The organism is Pseudomonas putida (assembly GCF_003228315.1).
Classification (GTDB): domain Bacteria; phylum Pseudomonadota; class Gammaproteobacteria; order Pseudomonadales; family Pseudomonadaceae; genus Aquipseudomonas; species Aquipseudomonas putida_S.
This window is the reverse complement of record NZ_CP029693.1, coordinates 6,456,649-6,478,661: the sequence shown is the minus strand read 5'-3', so window position 1 is coordinate 6,478,661 and position 22,013 is coordinate 6,456,649. Positions and strand designations below refer to the sequence as shown.

The window sequence follows — 22,013 nt, the reverse complement described above, 5'->3', positions numbered from 1 at the left end:
CGCCATCGCGAGCAGGCTCGCTCCTACAGGGGGGCAGTGATGGTCAGGAAAATCCCGCCACCAACCTCTCACCTTCAGATGACAAACCGCGAAACCAGCGCATTCAGCGCCACCGCCAGGCCCGACAGTTCGTGGCTGGCGACGCTGGTCTGGTTGGCACCGGCGGCGGACTGGGTGGCAAGATCGCGAATGTTCACCAGGTTGCGGTCCACTTCGCGAGACACCTGTGCCTGCTCCTCCGATGCGCTGGCGATCACCAGGTTACGTTCGTTGATCAGATGGATCGATTGGGTGATCTGCTCCAGCGCCACCCCGGCGGCACGGGCCATTTCCAGGGTGCTTTGGGTGCGCTCGTTACTCTGCTGCATCGAAGCCACCGCTTCGCCGGTGCCATTCTGGATGCCGGCGACCATCTTCTCGATTTCCTGGGTCGACTGCGCCGTGCGATGGGCCAGTGCCCGAACCTCGTCCGCCACTACCGCGAAACCCCGTCCAGCCTCACCGGCGCGGGCGGCTTCGATGGCGGCGTTCAGCGCCAGCAGGTTGGTTTGTTCAGCGATGGCGCGGATCACGTCCAGCACCTTGCCGATATCGCGGCCCTGGGCCGCCAGACCTTCGATCAACAGCGAGGTCTGATGCACATCGTGGGTCATGGTCTGGATCGCGTCGACGGTTTCCACCACGCGATCGCGGCCTTCGCGGGCGGCCTGGGTCGACTGGTTCGAGGCTTCGGAGGTCGACACCGCGTTGCGCGCCACCTCTTCCACGGCAGCGGTCATTTCGTTGACGGCGGTGGCCGCCTGTTCGATCTCATTGTTCTGTTGTTGCAGACCTCGGGAGGCGTCTTGCGTCACCGCGCTGAGTTCTTCGGCGGCGGCCCCCAGTTGCGTGGCGGACCCGGCAATCTGCTCGATGGTTTTGCGCAGGTTGTCTTGCATGGTGGACAAGGCGCCGAGCAAGCGAGCCGGCTCGTCCTTGCCATCGATCTCGATGGTTTTGGTCAAGTTGCCGTCCGCGATGGTTTGCGCTGCCTGCACCGCACGGTTCAAGGGCGTGACGATGCTGCGGGTCAGCAGCCAGGCCAGCAGCACCGTCATCAGCGCCGCCACCACGGACACCACGATGATTCCATTCACGGCGGTGTTGTAGTTGTGTTCGGCAACCACCCCGGCCGCCTTGGCGCCATCAGTGTTGTACGCCACCAGCCGGCTCAACTGCTCGCCCATCAGGTCGGTGCCGTCCTTGATCCGTGAGTTGATCAGGGTACGCATCTCGTCGACCTTGTTCTGGCGCGACAGGTCCAGCATTTCACGCTGGGCTTGCATGTAACTGTCCAACGTCGCGCTGAACACCTTGTAAAGCGCTGCCTCATCCGGACCGGCCGGCAACTCGGCGTAACTGGCCTGGGCCTTGCGCGCCTTGTCGGTCAATACGCCGATACGGGTTTCGGCCTCCTGCAAACTGGACGGATCACGGTTGACCAGAATCCGGAACGACAGGATGCGCATGCGCAGGATGTTTTCAGTGACATTGCCGAGGAAGCCGACGCTGGGCAGCTGGGTGCTGCCCATGTCGATGGAGGACTGGCGAATGATTGACATGCGGTTGACCGCAAACACCCCCAGCACGATGACCAGCAGGGCAATGAAGGCAAACCCCAGGAATGCTCGAGGCGCGATGCTCAGATTACGCAGTGACATAGGATGACTCTCGGGTGATTGAGGCGGCGAGCATCCTTGCCGGAATCACTGAAGAGCTGGCGCGAGCGCGCAGCTTTTCAGCCTGGCGCCACGGTTGTGACTGTTCATGTGCGCCTGTGGGTTGTATCGGCCAGGCTTTAGATTTTTTGCGGGGTTTGAGCAAATAAATTTCAAGGGGTTATGGGTGTTTCGCGGGTGAAACAGATGGTACGGACGTACATCATTTAGCTTCACTGTAGGAGCGAGCCTGCTCGCGATTGCGACAGGTCAGTCACATTGATTTCGACTGACACACCGCAATCGCGAGCAGGCTCGCTCCTACAGGGGATGTGTCTACGGTTTGGAAATTTGTCACATCAGTTAATTACGCCAACCACTTGCTCACTCTGCAGCTGCCGCAACAGCGCCAGACCACTGTCAAGGAACTCCTGCGATTCGGCCTTCCCCGCCTCCACCGCCAGCCCTTGCAGCTGCTCACGCCCGCTCAACGTGGGGAACGCTTCAATGCGCTGCAACAACCGCCACGCCAGCGGAGTCAGTGCGGAAAACTTCACACTCCAGTCTTCAGCCCGGCGCACCAGCAGCAACGTCGGTTGCGCCGGCGCTTCGTCCGGTTGGTAATCCGGCCCGATCAACTGCACCGGCCAGGCATACGCCAACGGCCAGGCCAGTGGCGAAACCTGCAACGGGCGATCCAGTAACAGGTCGGCATCGCCAGGCGTCAACGGCTCGGCTTCGGATTGTTGCAAGGCCATCTCCACCCATTCGTAGTGCGCCAGTTCCACCATGAACGGCGGCCACGCACCGTCGGCCAACGCAGCGGGCCCGGAGGCGAGAAACTCGAAGAACTCCTCGGCGATTTCACCGAACTTCGGGGTGTGGGCGCGGTAATCGCGCAGGAAGATCCGCACCAGTGCGCGCCAGCGTTTGTCACCGAGGATCTGCACCAGCACCGGAAAGGTGCCGCTGATCAGGGTCGACAGGTTGTTGAACACCAGCTCGCGATACACCTGGGCCCGCTTCGGGTCCATTTCCGGGGGCGGCGGGCAGTGCTCGGGATCGCGCAGGTACAGGCCCATATTGTTTTGCTGATCAAACAGCGAGCGCTTGGCCACGGCTCACCTCCTGGGTCTGCAAGCGGCGAATGGTCTGCAACTCGGCGACCAGTTCGGAAAACACCGGAAAGTTGAAATCCCGTTCCAGCAGGGTCGGCTGCGCCCCGAAGCGGGCATAGGCCTCGGCCAGCAACGACCACACCGCCGGTTTCACCGACGCGCCATGGGTGTCGATTTTCAGGGTATCGGACTCATCGAAGTGCCCGGCGATGTGCATCGCCACCACCCGATCGGCATCGATGCCGGCCAGGAAGGTACGGGGATCAAAGCCGTGGTTGATCGAGTTGACGTAGACGTTGTTGACGTCCAGCAACAGGTCGCAATCGGCTTCGCGCAGCACGGCATTGGTGAAGGTCACCTCGTCCATGTCCTGTTGTGGCGCGGCGTAGTAAGAGACGTTTTCCACCGCCAGGCGCCGGCCAAGAATGTCCTGGGCCTGCCGGATACGGGCGGCAACGTGATGCACCGCTTCTTCGGTAAAGGGCAGCGGCAACAGGTCGTACAGATGACCGTCATCGCTGCAATAACTCAGGTGCTCGCTGTACAGCGGCACGTTGTAGTGATCGAGGAACACGCGCACCTCTTGCAGAAACCCGACATCCAGCGGCGACGGTCCCCCCAGGGACAGCGACAGGCCGTGGCAGGACAACGGATAACGCTCGGCCAGTGAACGCAATGCCGCGCCATGGGCACCGCCGATGCCGATCCAGTTCTCCGGCGCGACTTCCAGAAAATCGAAATGCCCGACCGGGGCAGCCAGAAGGTCTTTCATTAAACCGCGACGCAAGCCAAGCCCGGCGCCGGCCTTCGCTGATGGAATGGGAGTTTGCATGGTGTCGTTCTCAGGGTTGTCAGTACACGAGCACAGTTAATCGCGGTGATGTATCGCGGTTGTGTTGTGGGCTGACGGAAAACGGCAGGACTTGTATCGCCGACGGGTCTGTACACAGTGTGATACAGACCCGCGGTCAGGCATTACGACAGGTTGTACTTCTCACGTACCAGATGACCGATACCCATGCGATCGAGCACGTTCATCGGGCACAGGAAGGTCACGCGCACGGTGCCCGGCAGGCGGCTGATGTCGATGGAGCCGGTGATGGTCGCGCGGTTGAGCACTTCGTCATAAGGCAGGCCGGTGGCGGCTGCGGCGCGCTGCAAGCCGTTCTCCACCGCCAGGTTGAGGTTTTCACCGCTGCCGATGAAGGTGATCGGGCCGCTCAGCTCAACTTCATGCTGCCCCATGCGCGCGCCCAGTTTGCGGACGATGGCCAACTGCTCTGCGTTCATTGGACGGGCCAGGGGCGGCAGATCTTCGAGATTCTGCAAAATGATCGGGCCTTCCAGCGTCAGGTCTTTCACCACTTCTACTACTACCTCGGCTTCTCCGGAGCAATCAGTCGCATGGCCGGCGATCTCGCCGTTGCCTTGCTGGGCATGCATGTCGCCCATGTAAACACCCGCCCCCGGCACTTTCACCGGACAGATCAACACGCAACCTTCGCGGATCGAGTTGGTGTCCATGTGGCCGTCGGTCTTGGCCGCATGCAACTCTTCGCGGGTCATGCCAAATCGGTGCGGGGCGTTGATCAGATACTGGCCGAAATCGGCGCAGTTGTGTGAGTCAGGCAAGTCGCGAGACGGAATAGTTCCGATATTTCCGAGGAACGGCCGCATATGCGCGGCAACACCGGGGATATCGGCGCGGGCCAGGGACAGGATCGAGTGCTGCGCGGCGAACTCCGGCAATGCCGACATCTCGGACGCCCTGCCGGCCAGTTGGTTGGCGACGTCCTGATTGACCGTCAGGCTGACCTGATTTTGTACATCAAAGACGATGACATAACCGTGACTGAAGCGGAACGCGCTGACTTCGGCGCCACAGTGATTGCAGCGAATTGCGTCTTGACCAATGCCTTCGACATGGCTGGCCGGGTGCTCGGTGCCGCACTTGGAGCAGAACTTGGAGACGAACGGGTCGCCATTGTAGCGCCCCTCGACGAACTTCATGACCCCGGACGACGTCGCCAGCGACGTCACGCGCATGCTTTTGATTTTGATCGCCACCGCGTCGCCGATTTCCGCGCCAGCAACGTACACCGGTTGCGTTACTTCATGGCCGCCTTCGAAGGCCGGGGTGATCATCGGCCCCCAGCAGCCCGGCGGCGTGCCGGTGATCAGGGTGCCGCCATCGGCCAAGGGGCCGAGCATCGGCTGGCTCGGCCCGATGATGCCGTGGGTGTAGCGATCGACCCGCAGGTAATCGACCGGTGTGGTGTTGAGCGTGGATTCAGGCACAGGTGTTGTCATTGTGGTCCCCTCGGATACTGAAGCGGACGGCCGCCTGTGGCGGCGACCAGGGAAAAAGTCTTGGCCGCCACGGTTGAACGGTGCCAAAACAGCCTGAACAGTTCATCGCAGGTTTGTATCTGGTCTGTGTTCGGTTATGGCCTGGAATTGCAGGGACTGTATCGAAGGGCCGGTTGGATACAGTGGGATACAGGAGAATCCCTGCAGAACACTCTTCCCCTGTGGGAGCAAGGCTTGCCCGCGATGGCGGTGTATCAGTTGGAAAGATGTCGTCTGATACACCGCCATCTCGGGCAAGCCTTGCTCCTACAGGGCTCTTGTCGCCTCGGATAATGGTGCCTATCCGGAGAACTAAACTTAATGCACCCAGGACGCGCCTTTCGTCCTGCCCATTCCCACGACCACCGCCCACGACGAACACCGTCGCTGGACCGTGATCCTTTTGAAGGAGCACACGTGATGGACGAGGCCAGACTCAACGATTTCATGGGCAAGCTGGTCAATGACATGGGCGGCGCGGCGATGCTGGCCAATGTCATCCTCGGTGAAGAACTGGGCCTGTACCGGGCCATGGCCGACAGTCAATTGACCAGCCCTGAAGCCCTCGCCGAAAAAACCGGCTGCAATGCCCGGCTGGTGCGCGAATGGCTCAGCGCCCATGCCGCCTCCGGCTATATGGAACACAAGGACGGCCAATTCCGCCTCCCCGAAGAACAAGCCCTGGCCCTGGCCATCGAAGACTCCCCGGTCTACATCGCGGCAGGTGTCGGAGTGGTCGCCGCGCTTTTCCACGACAAGGACAAACTGGTCAAGGCCATGCGCGGCGATGGCGGCCTACCCTGGGGCGATCACCATCCGTGCATGTTCAGTGGCACCGAACGTTTCTTCCGGCCGGGCTACAAGGCGCATTTGATCGCCGAATGGCTGCCGGCCCTCGACGGCGTGGTGGCCAAGCTCGAGGCCGGTGCCAAAGTGGCGGACATCGGCTGCGGTCATGGTGCTTCCACGGTGATCATGGCCCAGGCGTTCCCGGCGTCGCGGTTCGTCGGTTTCGACTATCACGCGCCTTCCGTCACCGTCGCCACCCAGCGGGCCGAGGAAGGCGGCGTGTCGGGGCGCGCGCGATTTTTCCAGGGCACGGCGAAAAGTTACCCCGGCGATGACTATGATTTGATTTGCTACTTCGACTGCCTGCATGACATGGGTGACCCGGTGGGCGCGGCCAGACATGCCTACGAGTCGTTGAAGCCGGACGGCACGGTATTGCTGGTGGAACCGTTCGCCAACGATACCCTCGACGACAACATCAATCCGGTGGGTCGCTTGTTCTATGCTGCCTCGACCTTTATCTGCACGCCCAACTCGCTGTCGCAGGAAGTGGGCCTCGGTCTCGGCGCCCAGGCCGGGGAGGCGCGGTTACGCAAAGTGTTCACCGAGGCGGGATTTTCCAGTTTCCGCCGGGCCACCGAGACGCCGTTCAACCTGATTCTGGAGGCCCGCAAGTAACACGCCTCCCCTGTAGGAGCGAGCATGCTCGCGATGGACGTCAACGATAACGCTGGCGTCCTGACACCCCGCGGTGTTTGATCTTCCATCGCGAGCATGCTCGCTCCTACAGTGTGTATTGAGTATCCCGGAGTGTTGAAGATGATCGACAGCCTGATCCACGACCAGCTCGAGCGCCTCCAGCAGCTGATGGCCGACGAGCCGTTCGCAGTCCTGACCGGCGCGGGTATCAGCACGCCGTCGGGCATTCCGGACTATCGCGATAACCAGGGCGTGCGCCGTGGCCGGCAACCAATGATGTATCAGGAGTTTCTCTCGGCACCCGAATCCCGGCGGCGCTATTGGGCCCGGGCGATGCTCGGCTGGCCACGGGTGCGCCAGGCCCGGCCGAATGCCGCCCACGACTCCCTCGCCCGCCTGCAAAGCACCCGGCAGATCGGCGCCTTGATCACCCAGAACGTCGACACCCTGCACGACCAGGCCGGCAGCCATGACGTGATCGAACTGCACGGCAGCCTGCACCGGGTGCTGTGCCTGGACTGCGGAAAACGCAGTGAGCGCGACTCGATCCAGCGACTGATGGAAGCGCAAAACCCGTACCTGGCCGGCGTCGACGCGGTGCAGGCGCCAGACGGTGATACGTTGCTGGATGCCGCATTCGAAGCGCGCTTTCAAGTCCCGCAGTGCCCGCACTGTACGGGCCAGCGCATGAAGCCGGATGTGGTGTTCTTTGGCGAGAACGTTGCGCAACAGACGGCGGCAAAAGCGATGGCGTCGGTGGAAAAGGCCGCGGGGCTGCTGGTGGTCGGCTCGTCGCTGATGGCGTATTCGGCGTTTCGCCTGTGCCGGGCGGTGGTGGATCAGGGCAAGCCGCTGCTGGCGATCAACCTGGGCAAGACCCGGGCGGATGAGATTCTGGATTTGAAGATCGAGGGGTCGTGCGAGCAGTTGTTGCCCTTGTTGGCTCAGCGCCTGACGAAACCCAATCCCCTGTAGGAGCGAGCCTGCTCGCGATGCTGTTGGGTCAGGCGATATCGCTATAACAGGAATACCGCCATCGCGAGCAGGCTTGCTCTTACAGGGGATGGTGATCAGGTCATGAAAGTTGTTTTCCGAAGTTCTCTTCTTTCAATACATCAAACAACGCCTGCGCCGCCGCTGACAGTTCTGCTCCCGGCAAGGTCAACACACCAATGGCCCGCTCCACCACCGGGTCACGCAGGGTGATGCAGTGCGCGCCCAGCTCGCGCATCTGCCCGGCGCACAAGGCGGGCACAGCGCTCACGCCCAATCCGCTGGCGACCATGCGTCCGACTGTCGCCAATTGATGGCTCTCAAACTCCACTGGCAGCTTCATGCCCCTGGCCTGCAGGTGTTCTTCGAGCATCACCCGCAATGTCGAAGGTCGTTGCAGGGTAATGAACGGCTCCTTGAGCAAGGTTTGCCAATCGATGTCTTCCCGCTCGACCAATGGTGAGTCCAGAGGAACCACCGCCACGAACCGGTCGATATAAAGCGGGGTGAATTGCAGCGAGGAATGCTGGGTCGGCTCGAACGCCACGCCCAGCTCCACCTGGCGGTCGCGAACCATTTCCAGCACCTGTTCGTTGATCACGTCGTTGACCGTGACATTCACGTTCGGATAGCGGGCACGGAAGGTCTTGAGCATCGGCGGCAGCAGGTTGCCGGCAAACGACGGCATCGCCGCCAGGGTCACGCGGCCCCGTTGCAGGGTGAACCGCTGGCGCAACTCATCCTCGGCATTGTCCCAGTCGGCAATCAGGCGGCGCGCCAGCGGCACCAAGGCTTCGCCCTCGGCGGTCAGCGCCACGTTGCGCGTGTTACGGGTGAACAGCCGCCCGCCCAGGCCGTCTTCCAGCGCCTTGATGGTCAGGCTCAAGGCCGATTGCGACAGGTGCAGGCGTTCGCAAGCCACGGCGAAACTCAGGCTCTGGGCCACGGCGAGGAAGGCGCGGATCTGCTTGACTGTCATGCGGGAATTGCTCCGGTAATGAAATCGCCATCGCGAGCAGGCTCGCTCCTACAGGGCTTACTATTGAGTTTTATCTATTAATCAACCTTAAAAATCAACTTAACAAATAAATACTCCGGCGCGACACTCATCCCATACGGCTAGCCAGCCGCCCACAAAGAATAAAAGAGGTGCATATGGCAGGTTTCGACAAGCGCGTGTATTCCTACGAGGAAGCACTGGCAGGTCTTGAAGACGGTATGACCGTGCTCGCTGGTGGCTTCGGTCTGTGCGGGATTCCGGAAAACCTGATCAACGAGATCAAGCGCAAGGGCACTCGCGACCTTACCGTGGTCTCCAACAACTGCGGCGTCGACGGTTTCGGCCTGGGCGTGCTGCTGACAGACCGCCAGATCAGTAAAGTGATCGCCTCCTATGTCGGCGAGAACAAGCTGTTCGAAGAGCAACTGCTCAAGGGCGAAATCGAAGTCATCCTGACCCCGCAGGGCACCCTGGCCGAGAAAATGCGCGCAGGCGGTGCCGGCATCCCGGCTTTCTTCACCGCCACCGGTGTCGGCACCCCGGTTGCCGAAGGCAAGGAAGTGCGCGAATTCCACGGCCGCAAGTACCTGATGGAAGAATCCATCACCGGCGACTTCGCCATCGTCAAAGGCTGGAAAGCCGACCATTTCGGTAACGTCATCTACCGCCACACCGCCCAGAACTTCAACCCGCTGGCCGCCACCGCCGGCAAGATCACCGTGGTCGAAGTCGAGGAAATCGTCGAACCCGGCGAGCTGGACCCGGCGCAGATCCATACCCCAGGCATCTACGTCGACCGGATCATCTGCGGCACGTTCGAGAAGCGCATCGAACAGCGCACCGTACGCAAGTGATCCCCTGCCCCCGGACCGAATGAAGGAATAACAACAATGGCACTTTCCCGCGAACAAATGGCTCAACGCGTCGCCCGCGAATTGCAGGACGGCTTCTACGTGAACCTGGGCATCGGCATTCCGACCCTGGTCGCCAACTATGTCCCTGAAGGCATGGACGTCATGCTGCAGTCGGAAAACGGCCTGCTGGGCATGGGTCCATTTCCGACCGAAGACACCATCGACGCCGACATGATCAACGCCGGCAAGCAAACCGTGACCGCGCGCATCGGCGCGTCGATTTTCTCCTCGGCCGAGTCCTTCGCGATGATTCGCGGTGGCCATGTCGACCTGACCGTGCTGGGCGCCTTTGAAGTGGATGTGCAAGGCAACATCGCTTCGTGGATGATCCCCGGCAAGCTGGTCAAGGGCATGGGTGGCGCGATGGATCTGGTGGCAGGCGCCGACAACATCATCGTTCTCATGACCCACGCGTCCAAGGACGGTGAGTCCAAGCTGCTGTCCCAATGCAGCCTGCCGTTGACCGGCGCCGGCTGCATCAAGCGCGTGCTGACTGACCTGGCCTACCTGGAAATCGAAAATGGCGCTTTTGTCCTCAAGGAACGCGCACCTGGCGTCAGCGTTGAAGAGATCGTCGCCAAAACCGCCGGTAAACTGATCGTCCCGGAGCACGTTCCGGAAATGCAGTTTGCTGACCAGTGAGGAATCATTCCATGCAAGAAGTCGTCATTGTTGCCGCCACGCGTACCGCGATCGGCAGCTTCCAGGGTGCCCTGGCCAATGTGTCCGCCGTGGACCTGGGCGCAGCGGTGATCCGTCAGTTGCTGGCGCAAACCGGTCTGAACCCGGCCGAAGTCGATGAAGTGATCATGGGCCAGGTGTTGACTGCCGGTGCCGGGCAGAACCCTGCCCGCCAGGCATCGATCAAGGCCGGCCTGCCGGTCGCCGTGCCGGCCATGACCCTGAACAAGGTCTGCGGTTCGGGCCTCAAGGCCCTGCACCTGGCCACCCAGGCCATTCGTTGCGGCGACGCCGACGTGATCATCGCCGGCGGCCAGGAAAGCATGAGCCTGGCCAACTACGTGATCCCCGGCGCCCGCACCGGCCTGCGCATGGGCCACTCGCAAATCGTCGACACCATGATCAGCGACGGCCTGTGGGATGCGTTCAACGATTACCACATGGGCATCACCGCCGAGAACCTGGTGGACAAATACGGCATCAGCCGCGAGGCACAGGACGCCTTCGCCGCCGCCTCGCAGCAGAAAGCCACGGCGGCCATCGAAGCCGGGCGCTTTGTCGATGAGATCACGCCGATCCTGATCCCGCAGCGCAAGGGCGATCCATTGTCCTTCGCCACCGATGAGCAGCCACGGGCCGGCACCACCGCCGAATCCCTGGGCAAGCTCAAGCCGGCCTTTAAAAAGGACGGCTCGGTGACCGCCGGCAACGCTTCGTCGCTGAACGACGGTGCCGCCGCCGTGATTCTGATGAGTGCCGAAAAAGCCAAGGCCCTGGGCCTACCAGTGCTGGCCAAAATCGCCGCCTACGCCAACGCGGGCGTGGACCCGGCGATCATGGGCATCGGCCCGGTATCGGCCACTCGCCGCTGCCTGGACAAGGCCGGCTGGTCCATCGATCAGTTGGACCTGATCGAAGCCAACGAAGCCTTCGCCGCACAATCGCTGGCCGTGGCCAAGGACCTGGAATGGGATCTGGACAAGGTCAACGTCAACGGTGGCGCCATCGCCCTCGGTCACCCCATCGGTGCTTCGGGCTGCCGCGTGCTGGTGACCCTGCTGCATGAAATGATCAAGCGCGACGCCAAGAAAGGCCTCGCTACCCTGTGCATCGGTGGCGGTCAGGGCGTGGCACTGGCGATCGAGCGAGCATAAAGCGTTCAACAGACTGCGCGGGGGCCCACGAAGAACCGCGCAGGCTGGAAAAACACCCGGTGTAACTTCGGTTGCACCGGGTTTTCTCGTTTCCTTGTAGGAGCGAGCATGCTCGCGATGGTGGTCAACGATAACGCGGGCTGTCTGAATGCCCTCGGTGCCTGAGCCTCCATCGCGAGCATGCTCGCTCCTACAGATTGAAATGCATGCCTCACCCGAACAATTGCAGGATCAGCCAAGTGTTAGCCCCGCTGATCACTACAAACAGCCCCCACGTCAACACCCGCGTCGGCAGCCGGTTCACAAACGGCCCCATCAATTTCTGATCATTGGTCATGCGAATCAGCGGATATAGCGCAAACGGCAGCTGCAGGCTCAGCACCACCTGGCTCAATACCAATAGCTTGCCCACCGCATCGTCACCCATCAGCCACACGCCAATGAACGCCGGGATCAGTGCCAGACCACGGGTGATCAGGCGCCGTTGCCAGCACGGCAACCGCAGGTTCAGGAAACCCTCCATGATCACCTGGCCGGCGATGGTGCCGGTGAAGGTCGAGCTTTGTCCCGACGCCAACAGCGCGACGCCAAACAGCACGCTGGCCAACGCGCCACCTACCAGTGGATCGAGCAAGTGATAGGCGTCCTGGATGTCGACCACGTCGGTATGCCCGCTCTGGTGAAACGCAGCGGCGGCGAGGATCAGGATCGCCGCGTTGACCAGTAGCGCCAGAGCCAGGGAGCCGATGGTGTCGATGCGCGCCAGTTTCACCGCGTCCTGCTTGCTGGCGGTGTCCTTGCCGATCAACCGTGTCTGGACGATCGAGGTGTGCAGGTAAAGGTTATGCGGCATCACCGTGGCGCCGAGAATGCCGATGGCCAGGTACAGTGGCGCGGCATCGGCGATGGCGGACAATGACGGCTTGAAGCCCTGGGCCACATCCGGCCAGTAGGGTTTGATCAGCAGCAGTTCGACAAAAAAACACGCGCCAATGGTGCCCACCAATACCAGCATGATCGCTTCCAGCCGACGGAATCCACGGTTTTGCAGGGCCAATACCAGCAAGGTGTCGAACGCCGTGAGGGCAATGCCGAAGGTCAGCGAACAGCCCAGCAACAGATGAAATGCCAGGGCACAGCCGAGCACTTCGGCGAGGTCGGTGGCGATGATCGAGATCTCCGCCAGCAACCACTGGGTACGGGCCGTCCGCGGGCTGTAGCGCTCACGGCACAACTGCGCCAGATCCCGCCCGGTGGCAATGCCTAGCCGCGAACACAGACACTGCACCACCATCCCCGCCAGGCTCGCCAACAGCACCACGAACAGCAGGCTGTAGCCGAACCGCGAGCCGGCCTCGATGGCCGTCGCCCAGTTGCCCGGGTCCATGTAGCCGATGGACACCAGCAAGCCGGGGCCGGCGAAGCGCAGGACACGTTTGAAAAAAGACGCACGGGGATCGACGGCGACGCTGCCCGCTACTTCAGGCGGGCAGAACGGTGCGGTACCGACTTTGGGCAAACTGAAATTCACGCGATGGTCCGTCAGCAGGTGGGAAAGTGCCCAGCTTAGACGTTCCGAGGCACACGCAACACCTGTAGGAGCGAGCCTGCTCGCGATGGACGTCAACGATTACGTGGGCTGCCTGGATGATCGCGTTGCCTGGGAGTTTTTCGCGAGCAGGCTCGCTCCTACAGGTTTTTTGTATACATAGATTGTGTACACAAAAGGTAATCCTGTTAATGTTTCGGCCTGACACACGTTGGAGACGTACCCGTGCTGATGCTCAAACTGTTGGTGATTCCAGGATTCCTGCTGCTGATTTCCCTGGCGGGAAAACGATGGGGGCCGAGTGTGGCGGGTTGGTTGTCGGGATTGCCGGTGGTGGTCGGGCCGATCCTGTTCTTCCTCGCCATCGAACAGGGCGAACAGTTCGCCGCACAATCGGCCTTGGCGGCACTGTCGGCGATGTTTGCGATGATTTCTTTCTGCGTGACCTATGCCCAGGTCGCGCAACGCACAGGATGGCCGCTGGCGCTGTGTATTTCGCTGGCAGTGTGGGCGCTGGTCGCCGTGGTGCTGTCGCTGATCCCTCCTTCGTTAACGGTCTCGGTGATCGCCGCCGCGACCGCCCTGCTGGCCTCGCCTTACCTGTTTCCCTCGGTACAACCTATCGTTTCCGGCCCTGCGCCCAAGTCCGACAAACTGCTGCTGCGCATGATTGCCGGTGCCCTGCTGACCCTGGCCGTCACCTTGCTCGCCAGCACCGTCGGCGACCGTTGGAGCGGGCTACTGGCGGTATTCCCGGTGCTGGGCAGTGTGATGGCGGTGTTCTCCCAGCAAACCCGTGGCCCGGCGTTTACCGCCGCGCTACTGCGGGCAACCGCCACCGGCATGTATTCGTTCTCGGCGTTCTGCCTGGTCCTGGCCTTGACGCTGCCCAGCATGGGGATGAGCGCATTTGTCCTCGGCGTGGCGGTGTCGGTGGCGATGCTGGGCGTGACCAAGCGCCTGCTGAAAACCACGGCCACCAAAAGCACAACATGTTCGATCCATTCGCACGAGTAGCCCAACAACTCCGTACGTCATTCGAACAGGTTTCCCTCAACATCAGCCTCAGTTCACAACCCCTACCCACTGAGGCCTTCACCATGAAATTCTTTTTCCACCCTTCGCCCAACCCGATGAAAGTCGCCCTGCTGCTCGAAGAACTGCAAACCCCTTATGAACTGATTGGCGTCGACACCTTCAAGGGCGAGCAACACCTGCCGGCCTTCCTGGCTATCAACCCGAACGCCAAGGTACCGGCACTGGTCGATGGCGACGCCACGGTCTTCGACTCCCAGGCGATCCTGTTGCACCTGGCGCAAAAGCATCAGCGTTTCCTCCCGACCACAGCCGCCGGCAACGCCGAATTGCTGTCGTGGCTGATGTTCATCGCCACCGGCCTGTCGCCGTTCTCCGGCCAGGCCGTGCACTTCCTGCACCACGCGCCGGAAGATCTGCCGTACGCCAAGAACCGCTACTTGAAGGAAGTCGAGCGCCACTACCGCGTGCTCGACCAGCGCCTGGCCAACCATCAATACCTGGCCGGCGACACCTACAGCATCGCCGACATGGCCCTCTGGGGCTGGGCCAACTACGCGCCCTACATCCTCGGCGAGAGCGGTCTGGCGGCCTACCCTAACGTCAAGCGTCTGTTCGATGAGATCAGCACCCGCCCGGCCGCCCAGCGCGCATTGGGTCTGAAAGAGAAACTGGTGCTGAAGGCCGAATTCGACGAGGAAACCCGTCGCAACCTGTTCCCGCAAAACCAGGCGTAATCGCCGGTTATCGACTTCAGAGGTGATGAAATGAGTGATCAAGTCGCGTTTATCGTTTACCTGCCGTCCAAACCAGAACGCTTGGCCGAGACCCGCGAACGCCTGCTGGACATCGTGCACCAGATGTCGGCCGAGCCGGACTTCGTTAACACCTGGGTCCACCAGTTGCAGGACGAGCCAAACACCCTGGTGCTCTACGAAACCTGGAACTGCAGCAAGGAAGACTTCATCGCTCGTCACCTCAACAAGCCGTATCGCCAGGAATACGAACGCTTGCTGCCGGAGCTGCTGGCCAGCGAACGCCGGATTGAGTTTCTGGAGGTGATCGAGAGTTATCCGGTACGGCGGGAGAGCTGATGCCGGGAATGCCAGTGGCAGGAGTCTTCCTCGCCACAGGCATTTCGTGGTGACTCGGGGTCCTACACGGTCTGACAAAAACGGAAAATCGAGGACTTGCCCTACGATTTTTTCGGGTTGGTCGTCGGAAGTACGGTGTTTACGATTCGATTCGGTGGTTTGTTCCGGACTGCATCTCTGCGGCCACGACAACACACTACATTCCGAATAGACTGTTACCCATTGATCCTGGAGATCACCATGAGCACCGAACTTTCCCCCATCGTTTCCGAATTTGAAACCGAAGAGCAAGCCGCCAGCTATGATCGCTGGTTCCGCGCCAAGGTACAGGCTTCGCTGGATGATCCGCGCCCGAGCATTCCGCACGATCAGGTGATGGCTGAAATGCAAACCCTTCTTGAGGCTAAGCGCAAACAGCGCAATGCTGGTTGAGTGGCGGCCCGAAGCGCGGGCCGAACTCCGGCAAATTCTGATGTATATCGGCGATCGTAATCTGGCAGCAGCGTATGAGCTCCAACAAGCCATTGAGATTGCTGTATCGGCCCTTCCTGAACATCCCTATCTCTACCGATTTGGCCGACTATCCGGCACTCGCGAGATCGTTGTGCATCCCAACTACCTTGTGGTTTATCAAATAACGGATCGAATCGAGATCGTCAGTGTTTTGCATGCCAGACAGCAATACCCCTGACACCTGAGCATCCATGACCGTCCGTTAGTCCACACTGGAATGCTTTCCAGCCTCCATGGGATGATCGCGCCCCACCGCGCGACCCTCCCTGGAGATTGACCCATGTCACTGTTGAGTAAAAAAGCCGTTGTCCTGATGCTGGCGATGGCCACCGCTTTGGGAGCCTTGAATGCACAGGCCGCCAAGGCCACGGCCAAGAAAGAGGCGCCGGTACAGAAGGTCTCGATGCTCGACGGCAAGTTCACCTTCACCCTGCCCAAGGGCTTCGTGGCCAATGCGCTGCCGAGCAACAATGGCGCGAGCGGTACCATGTACGCCAACGAGACCACCAAGACCGTGGTCATCGCCGCGCAGAACAGTCTGCCGGAGGGCACCACGGTCAAGGACAATGACGGCGCATTCCTGGATGGCACCGTGGCCGACTTCGACGCGGCACAACGCAAGGCCTTGCCGGACTACAACAAGCTCAGCGAAAAGAGCCTGACCCTGAAAAGCTCAGGCCTGGGTGTGCGTCAGGTCGACAGCACCGCTACCCAGGGTGGCGGCATGACCCTCAACACCACGCTGATGGCCGCCTCGGGCAGCCACATGACGGTCATTCAGGTCATTTCCCGTCCCGGCGACATGGCGGCCCACGAAACACTGATCAAACAGATCGTCAGCGGCAAATGAGCGTCAGGGGTTGAGGCGCTGCAACCAGGCGCCCAGGTCCTGCAATTCCTCGGCACTGATGTTGTGCCCTACACCCTGATAGCCGTGAAACTCGGGCTCCAGTGACACGCTCTGCAACAGGCTGTTGGCCTCGGTGCCGTCGCTATAAGGCAGACGTTTGTCCGCCGAGCCATGACCGATGAAAATCGCCAGCGACTGGCGTTTTTCATCCGGTTTCAGTTCCGACTTGAGCACCGGCAGGATCCGCCCGCTCAACGCCGCGATTCCGCCCACCGCCTCCGGATGGCGCAACGCAACTTCGTAGGACATGATCGCGCCCTGGCTGAACCCCACCAGATACACCTTGCCCGCTTCGGTGTGATATTTCTGCGCGGCCTTGGCGATGAAATCCAGCAGCACCTGGCCGCTGTCCTTCAGATCATCGGTCTCACCGTTGTAGGCGCCGTCGCCCTTCTTGCGAAACCACTGGTAACTGCCCTCCTCCATCACCATCGGCGCCCGCACCGACAGGTAGGTGTATGACGCAGGCAACTCATCCTTCATGCCGAACAGGTCCTGCTCGTTACTGCCGTAACCGTGGAGAAAGATCACCAGGGGTTGATCGCGGGAATCGGGGGTGGCCTGCTCCAGGTATTTGAGCGGCAGATCGGTTTGCAGCGGGGATTGAGCGTGGACAGCGGCGGATGCCAGCAACGTGAGCAGAGCAAGAAATTTCAACATGAGCCTTCCTTCTCAGAGCGCAGGATTCGGGGTTGAGCCTAACACTGTGAAACATGCCCGGACATAATCATTCCCACGCTCCGCGTGGGAATGCCTCAACGGACGCTCTGCGTTCGGCTTCTGGGACGCGGAGCGTCCCGGGCTGCATTCCCACGCAGAGCGTGGGAACGATCAAACAAAGACTCGGCGTCAGTCGTTGATGAGTTTGCCCGTGCGAATCGGCTCGCGCCCCGCCACCTTGGCCTGCCAGGTTCCCGGTTGGGTATAACGCCCGCGATCAATGGCAAACAACACACCGCTGGTCCCGGCACTCACGGTAGTGACCTTGTCGCTCAGCGGGTCGACCACCTCAAACAGCGCATCGCCCTTCTCCACCCATTCACCGGCCTCGCGCAGGAAACTGACCACGCCATGATGGGGCGCGAACAGATACTGGGTGCCCTCGAACGGCATGCCTTCGCAGCACTCTGCGGGAGCTGCCGGCCAGTCGCCGGTGATGAAACCCTGTTCGGCAAGAAAGCCCAGGATCGCTTCACAGTTGGCTTGCGCCTGATCGACCCGGGTGTCGCCCATGCTCCCCAGCTCCAGGGTGGTCGCCAGGTTGGCCGGCGGAATGGCCGCATCGGGGAAGGCCTTGGCCAGGCGCAACCAGGGCGAAGAACAGGATTCGTCGAAGGAGCTGCCACCGGAATCTTCGCACAGCAAGGCCACGCCAGCCTTCAGGCGCGCCGCCAGGGATTGCCATTGCGACCAGTGCTGGGGCAAGGCGTAGATGTGAATCGCGGCATCGAAGTCGCAATGCAGATCGAGGGTGATATCGGCATCGCAGGCATGGCGCAGCAGCAGGCGATGCATGGCTTCGAGCTGTGAAGCCGGTGCCGGCAGATCGTCGAGTACCTGGCCCATGGCCTGGCGGATCAATACGATGTTGGCGGCGGCATCGCTGCCCAGGCGATCACCGATCAACTGCGCCACCGGCGCGCTGAGTTCGACGAACGCGCGGTTGAAATTCTTGCCACTGCCCAGCTCGAAACGGCCCATGTGGCTGCCTTGCAGGTGCTGGTCGAGGCCAATGGGATTGGCCACCGGCACCAGCTCGATCACGCCTTGCAAATGGCCCTGGCTCTCCAGTTCGGCCAGGCGTTTTTTCAGTTCCCAGGCGGTGCGCATGCCCGGCAGTTCGTCGGCGTGCAGGCTGGCCTGGATGTAGACCTTGCGAGTGCCTGTGCCGTAGCGAAACACACTCAGCGTGCGCTCGGTGCCGAGGTGACTCCAGGGAAGTGTGTGGTCGATGCGTCGCATGGGGGGAACTCCTGAATGCTGGAAAACGGCTAGATCACCTGTGGGAGCGAGCCTGCTCGCGATAGCGTTTTGTCAGGCACTGATGCGCTGACTGATCAATCGCCATCGCGAGCAGGCTCGCTCCCACAGGAATCTCTGTTGAATAAAGAGCATAAAAAAAGTGGCCACCGCGTCAACGGGGCCACCTTTTTCTACAGCGTATTAATGCCCGTACACGTCAAAGTTGAAGTACTTGTCCTGCACTTGCTTGTACTTGCCATTGGCGCGGATTTCGGTGATGGCGGTGTTGAATTTGTCCGCCAGTTCCTTGTCACCCTTGCGCACAGCAATGCCGGCGCCGCCGCCGAAGTACTTGGGATCTTCATAGGTCGGGCCTACGAACGCGAAGCCTTTGCCCGCGTCGGTTTTCAGGAAACCTTCGTCCAGGTTGACCGAGTCTGCCAACAGCGCGTCGATGCGACCGGACACCATGTCCAGGTTCGCTTCCTGCTGGGAGCCGTAACGCACCAGCTCAATCCCGGCCGGCACCAGCACGTCAGTGGCGAAGCGATCGTGGGTACTGGCGCGCAGCACACCGACTTTCTTGCCCTTGAGTTCGGTCAGCGGGTCCTTGATATCGGTGCCTTCCTTCATCACGAAGCGCGCCGGGGTGTGGTAGTACTTGATGGTGAAATCGACGTTCTTCTTGCGATCGTCAGTGATGGTCATGGACGACAGGATGGCGTCGATTTTCTTGACCTTCAGCGCCGGGATCAGGCCGTCGAATTCCTGCTCGACCCAGGTGCACTTGACTTTCATCTGCTCGCACAGCGCGTCGCCGATATCGACGTCGAAACCGGTGAGTTTGCCATCTGGGGTTTTCATCGAGAACGGTGGGTAACCGGCTTCGATACCGATGCGGATCGGCTTGGCGTCGTCGGCCACGGCGGTCAGGGACAACATCGACAGTGCCAGGGCACCGAACATCACTAGCTTCTTCATTTATAACTCCCGTGTGCGGAGGCTTTTATTGGCAGCTCGATTGGCAGCTTTCGGTCGTTCGCTTGTGGCGGACATGGACCGAAGTGGCCGGCAGTCTAGAGCGGCTTGTGCGGTGGCACAAGATTTCGCCGGCGTCCGCCCTGCAGAGACTGGCTGGTGACGCGTCCTGTTTTGCGGCACATTGAGCGCCTGACTCAAGGCACAAGAGTAGCGTGATGACCGAACTCAACCTTATCCAGCACCACCCCGCCGAAGGGCCGGGGGCCATTGCCGACTGGGCAGCCTCCCGTGGCGTGACGCTGAACGTCTTTCGCGCCGACCTTGGCCAGTTGCCACCCGTCAGTGGCGCACCAGCGATTCTGTTAGGCGGGCCTTTTGAGTCCAATGCCGGGCCGCAATGGCTGGAAGACGAACGCCAATGGTTGGCGGGCAGCCTGGATCAAGGTGCGGCGGTGTTCGCCATCTGCCTCGGCGCGCAACTGCTGGCGCTGAGCCTGGGCGGCAATGTGCGGCGCATGGACCGGACGGAAACCGGATGGACCGATGTGTCGTTCACCGATGGAAAGACATTGAAGGTATTGGAGTGGCACGAAGACGCCATCGACCTGCCACCGGGTGCGCAATTGCTGGTCAGCAGCGCGCAGTGCGAACAGCAGATGTATTGCGTCGGGCCGACGCGGGTGGGGTTGCAGTTTCATCCGGAATGGAACGCGCAGTCGGTGGCGGTGCTGAATCAACATTTTGGTGAGGAGTCGCCGCTGCCTCGGGATCCGCAGGACAGTGCTGCCCATGCCGCCGTTTTTGACTGGCTGCAGGGGACGCTGGATAAATGGCTGGCCGCAATTCAAATGTAGGAGCGAGCCTGCTCGCGATGGTCGCGATGGTCGCGATGGTCGCGAACGATAACGCGTAAAACCAGATGCTCCGCGGCGCCCTCAGGTTTTTCGCGAGCAGGCTCGCTCCTACAGGTACATCAGCATTCGCAACTGACAGCCGTAATGGCCGGCCGCTGCACCACCACACTCAACTCAAACCCCTCATCCAGCCACCCGGTCACCCCGCCGATCATCTCCTTGACCGGGTACCCCAGCGCCGCCAGTTTCACCGCGGCCTTGTTCGCGCCATTGCAGTGCGGGCCTGCGCAATAGACCACGAACAGACTGTTTTTCGGGTAGCCCGCCAGCGTTTCGACCGTGAGCATTCGCCCCGGAATATTGATCGCGCCGGGCACATGCCCACGCTCGAAGGCCAGCGGGCCCCGCACATCGACCAGGACAAAATCGACTTCCCCGGCCTGCTGGCTGCCATAGACATCGGAACAGTCTGTTTCGAAGGTCAGGCGATTGCTGAAATGCATCAGGGCAATGGCCGAAGGGGCGGCGGGGATTTCGCGAACCAGACTGGTCATGGGTTGTTCTCCATATTTTCCGTGGGTGTGAACAGACTTTATCCGCCCGCCACTTGCCGCTACAGTGGCGGACAAGACACTCACCGGGAACTTTCCGCCAAATGCAATCTGCCCCTGGATTGGTCGCCATCCTGGCCTACGACGGCCTCTGTACCTTTGAGTTCGGCATCGCCGTCGAGATCTTCGGCCTGGCACGTCCAGAGTTCGAATTTCCCTGGTACGAACACCGGATCGTCGCCGTGGACCAGGGACCGATGCGCGCCATGGGCGGCATTCAGGTACTGGCCGACGGCGGCCTGGATCTGCTCGGACAAGCCCGGACCATCATCATTCCCGGCTGGCGCGATCGCCACGCGCCGGCGCCTGAGGCGCTGATCAACGCCCTGCGCCAGGCCCATGCCCGGGGCGCGCGGTTACTGTCGATCTGCTCGGGGGTGTTCGTGCTGGCGGCCACCGGCCTGCTCGACGGCCACGGCGCCACGACACACTGGCGCTACGCCACGGAGCTGGCCGAGCGTTTTCCCAACATTCTGGTGGACCCGGACGTGTTGTATGTCGATTCGGGCCAGTTGATCACGTCCGCCGGCAGTGCCGCCGGCATCGATGCCTGCCTGCATCTGGTGGCGCGGGATTTCGGCACCCAGGTGGCCAACGCGGTGGCTCGGCGGCTGGTGATGTCACCGCAACGCACCGGTGGCCAGGCACAGTTCATTCCCACGCCGGTCAGTCCTACGCCACGCAGCGATCTTTCCCGCGTCATGCAGTGGGCAAGGGAGCGCTTGCATGAACCGCTGGAGGTGCGCGACCTGGCCAGCGAAGCGGCGATGAGCGAGCGCACCTTCCTGCGGCGCTTCACCGAAGCCAGCGGCCAGTCGCCCAAGACCTGGCTGCAACACGAACGCCTGGGTCGCGCCCGGGAACTGCTGGAAAGCACGAACCAGAACACCGAGCAGATTGCCCAGCATTGTGGTTATCGGTCGGTGGAAAGTTTTCGGGTGGCGTTTCGCACGGTGGTCGGGGTGCCGCCGTCGGTGTATCGGGAGCGGTTTGGGCGTGGAGTGAAGGTCATTTCCTGAGGTGTCTGGACTGGCCTCATCGCGAGCAAGCTCGGCTCCTACAGGATCGCCGCCTGCCCTGTAGGAGCCGAGCTTGCTCGCGATGGCGTCA

The 22,013-nt window shown here is 61.3% G+C and carries 22 protein-coding genes and 2 pseudogenes; 13 read left to right on the top strand and 11 right to left on the bottom strand.

The annotated features are described in order from the left end of the window. Window positions 1–74 precede the first annotated feature (74 nt). The 5 genes and pseudogenes from DKY63_RS33210 to DKY63_RS30430 all read right to left on the bottom strand — a co-directional run. Window positions 75–674 (bottom strand): annotated as a pseudogene (locus tag DKY63_RS33210) (methyl-accepting chemotaxis protein); the annotation flags it as partial. A gap of 306 nt (window positions 675–980) precedes the next feature. Continuing rightward, window positions 981–1,700 (bottom strand): annotated as a pseudogene (locus DKY63_RS33205) (MCP four helix bundle domain-containing protein); the annotation flags it as partial. A gap of 356 nt (window positions 1,701–2,056) precedes the next feature. Then, on the bottom strand, window positions 2,057–2,815 hold the full coding sequence (locus tag DKY63_RS30440) for an HvfC family RiPP maturation protein (RefSeq protein ID WP_110967520.1): 759 nt from the start codon (window positions 2,813–2,815) through the stop codon (window positions 2,057–2,059). Continuing rightward, entirely contained in the window at window positions 2,793–3,647 is an 855-nt protein-coding gene (locus tag DKY63_RS30435; RefSeq protein WP_110967519.1) for an HvfB family MNIO-type RiPP peptide maturase, read from the bottom strand. Before DKY63_RS30435 ends, DKY63_RS30440 begins: the two co-directional genes overlap by 23 nt. A gap of 143 nt (window positions 3,648–3,790) precedes the next feature. After that, window positions 3,791–5,125: an acetamidase/formamidase family protein gene (locus DKY63_RS30430; protein ID WP_110967518.1), complete on the bottom strand. Its 1,335-nt coding sequence runs from the start codon at window positions 5,123–5,125 to the stop codon at window positions 3,791–3,793. A gap of 459 nt (window positions 5,126–5,584) precedes the next feature. Here DKY63_RS30430 and DKY63_RS30425 point away from each other — a divergent pair, with 459 nt between their 5' ends. Both DKY63_RS30425 and DKY63_RS30420 read left to right on the top strand, forming a co-directional pair. Beyond that, the gene (locus tag DKY63_RS30425; RefSeq protein WP_110967517.1) at window positions 5,585–6,631 is read left to right on the top strand and encodes a class I SAM-dependent methyltransferase; all 1,047 of its coding nucleotides are present in this window, start codon (window positions 5,585–5,587) and stop codon (window positions 6,629–6,631) included. A 141-nt stretch (window positions 6,632–6,772) separates the two neighbouring features. Beyond that, window positions 6,773–7,627 carry an NAD-dependent protein deacetylase gene (locus tag DKY63_RS30420; RefSeq protein ID WP_110967516.1) on the top strand — a complete coding sequence of 285 codons (855 nt, stop codon included), beginning with the start codon at window positions 6,773–6,775 and terminating at the stop codon, window positions 7,625–7,627. 100 nt (window positions 7,628–7,727) lie between these two features. Here DKY63_RS30420 and DKY63_RS30415 read toward each other — a convergent pair whose 3' ends face one another. Beyond that, complete coding sequence (locus DKY63_RS30415) at window positions 7,728–8,624, bottom strand: LysR family transcriptional regulator (protein WP_110967515.1); 897 nt, start codon at window positions 8,622–8,624, stop codon at window positions 7,728–7,730. A gap of 176 nt (window positions 8,625–8,800) precedes the next feature. Between DKY63_RS30415 and DKY63_RS30410 the strand changes: the two genes are divergently transcribed. Genes DKY63_RS30410 through DKY63_RS30400 form a run of 3 tightly spaced genes read left to right on the top strand, consistent with a single transcriptional unit; the run spans window position 8,801 to window position 11,394 of the window. Beyond that, complete coding sequence (locus DKY63_RS30410) at window positions 8,801–9,499, top strand: CoA transferase subunit A (RefSeq protein ID WP_110967514.1); 699 nt, start codon at window positions 8,801–8,803, stop codon at window positions 9,497–9,499. 36 nt (window positions 9,500–9,535) lie between these two features. Further along, window positions 9,536–10,201: a CoA transferase subunit B gene (locus DKY63_RS30405; protein WP_110967513.1), complete on the top strand. Its 666-nt coding sequence runs from the start codon at window positions 9,536–9,538 to the stop codon at window positions 10,199–10,201. An 11-nt stretch (window positions 10,202–10,212) separates the two neighbouring features. Continuing rightward, a complete protein-coding gene (locus DKY63_RS30400) occupies window positions 10,213–11,394 on the top strand; it encodes an acetyl-CoA C-acetyltransferase (protein WP_110967512.1) in 1,182 nt (393 codons plus the stop codon). Window positions 11,395–11,605: 211 nt separating this feature from the next. Here the strand turns inward: DKY63_RS30400 and DKY63_RS30395 are convergent, their stop codons facing one another. Then, window positions 11,606–12,925 (bottom strand): Nramp family divalent metal transporter, encoded by a 1,320-nt coding sequence (locus DKY63_RS30395; RefSeq protein WP_110967511.1) that lies wholly within the window; start codon window positions 12,923–12,925, stop codon window positions 11,606–11,608. A gap of 243 nt (window positions 12,926–13,168) precedes the next feature. On the opposite strand from DKY63_RS30395, the gene DKY63_RS30390 reads away from it, so the two are divergent. The 6 genes from DKY63_RS30390 (at window position 13,169) to DKY63_RS30365 (ending at window position 16,435) form a co-directional block, all read left to right on the top strand. Continuing rightward, on the top strand, window positions 13,169–13,960 hold the full coding sequence (locus DKY63_RS30390; protein WP_110967510.1) for a hypothetical protein: 792 nt from the start codon (window positions 13,169–13,171) through the stop codon (window positions 13,958–13,960). Between the two features lie 83 nt (window positions 13,961–14,043). Next, window positions 14,044–14,715 carry a glutathione S-transferase family protein gene (locus tag DKY63_RS30385; protein WP_110967509.1) on the top strand — a complete coding sequence of 224 codons (672 nt, stop codon included), beginning with the start codon at window positions 14,044–14,046 and terminating at the stop codon, window positions 14,713–14,715. A 30-nt stretch (window positions 14,716–14,745) separates the two neighbouring features. After that, window positions 14,746–15,072: a putative quinol monooxygenase gene (locus tag DKY63_RS30380; protein WP_110967508.1), complete on the top strand. Its 327-nt coding sequence runs from the start codon at window positions 14,746–14,748 to the stop codon at window positions 15,070–15,072. Window positions 15,073–15,312: 240 nt separating this feature from the next. Continuing rightward, window positions 15,313–15,504 (top strand): type II toxin-antitoxin system RelB family antitoxin, encoded by a 192-nt coding sequence (gene relB / locus DKY63_RS30375; RefSeq protein ID WP_110967507.1) that lies wholly within the window; start codon window positions 15,313–15,315, stop codon window positions 15,502–15,504. Beyond that, on the top strand, window positions 15,494–15,763 hold the full coding sequence (locus tag DKY63_RS30370) for a type II toxin-antitoxin system RelE/ParE family toxin (protein ID WP_110967506.1): 270 nt from the start codon (window positions 15,494–15,496) through the stop codon (window positions 15,761–15,763). Before relB ends, DKY63_RS30370 begins: the two co-directional genes overlap by 11 nt. 102 nt (window positions 15,764–15,865) lie before the next feature. Further along, window positions 15,866–16,435 carry a hypothetical protein gene (locus DKY63_RS30365; protein ID WP_110967505.1) on the top strand — a complete coding sequence of 190 codons (570 nt, stop codon included), beginning with the start codon at window positions 15,866–15,868 and terminating at the stop codon, window positions 16,433–16,435. Between the two features lie 3 nt (window positions 16,436–16,438). Here the strand turns inward: DKY63_RS30365 and DKY63_RS30360 are convergent, their stop codons facing one another. The 3 genes from DKY63_RS30360 to DKY63_RS30350 form a co-directional block, all read right to left on the bottom strand. Continuing rightward, entirely contained in the window at window positions 16,439–17,155 is a 717-nt protein-coding gene (locus DKY63_RS30360; RefSeq protein WP_110967504.1) for an alpha/beta hydrolase, read from the bottom strand. A gap of 189 nt (window positions 17,156–17,344) precedes the next feature. Then, complete coding sequence (locus tag DKY63_RS30355; RefSeq protein WP_110967503.1) at window positions 17,345–18,457, bottom strand: succinylglutamate desuccinylase/aspartoacylase family protein; 1,113 nt, start codon at window positions 18,455–18,457, stop codon at window positions 17,345–17,347. 201 nt (window positions 18,458–18,658) lie between these two features. Continuing rightward, window positions 18,659–19,438: an ABC transporter substrate-binding protein gene (locus DKY63_RS30350; RefSeq protein ID WP_110967502.1), complete on the bottom strand. Its 780-nt coding sequence runs from the start codon at window positions 19,436–19,438 to the stop codon at window positions 18,659–18,661. Between the two features lie 215 nt (window positions 19,439–19,653). On the opposite strand from DKY63_RS30350, the gene DKY63_RS30345 reads away from it, so the two are divergent. Further along, entirely contained in the window at window positions 19,654–20,292 is a 639-nt protein-coding gene (locus DKY63_RS30345) for a type 1 glutamine amidotransferase (protein ID WP_110967501.1), read from the top strand. Window positions 20,293–20,411: 119 nt separating this feature from the next. Here DKY63_RS30345 and DKY63_RS30340 read toward each other — a convergent pair whose 3' ends face one another. After that, window positions 20,412–20,846, bottom strand: coding sequence for a rhodanese-like domain-containing protein (locus DKY63_RS30340; protein ID WP_110967500.1), 435 nt, complete (start codon window positions 20,844–20,846; stop codon window positions 20,412–20,414). A 101-nt stretch (window positions 20,847–20,947) separates the two neighbouring features. Between DKY63_RS30340 and ftrA the strand changes: the two genes are divergently transcribed. Continuing rightward, window positions 20,948–21,922 (top strand): transcriptional regulator FtrA, encoded by a 975-nt coding sequence (ftrA, locus tag DKY63_RS30335; RefSeq protein ID WP_110967499.1) that lies wholly within the window; start codon window positions 20,948–20,950, stop codon window positions 21,920–21,922. Window positions 21,923–22,013 lie beyond the last annotated feature (91 nt).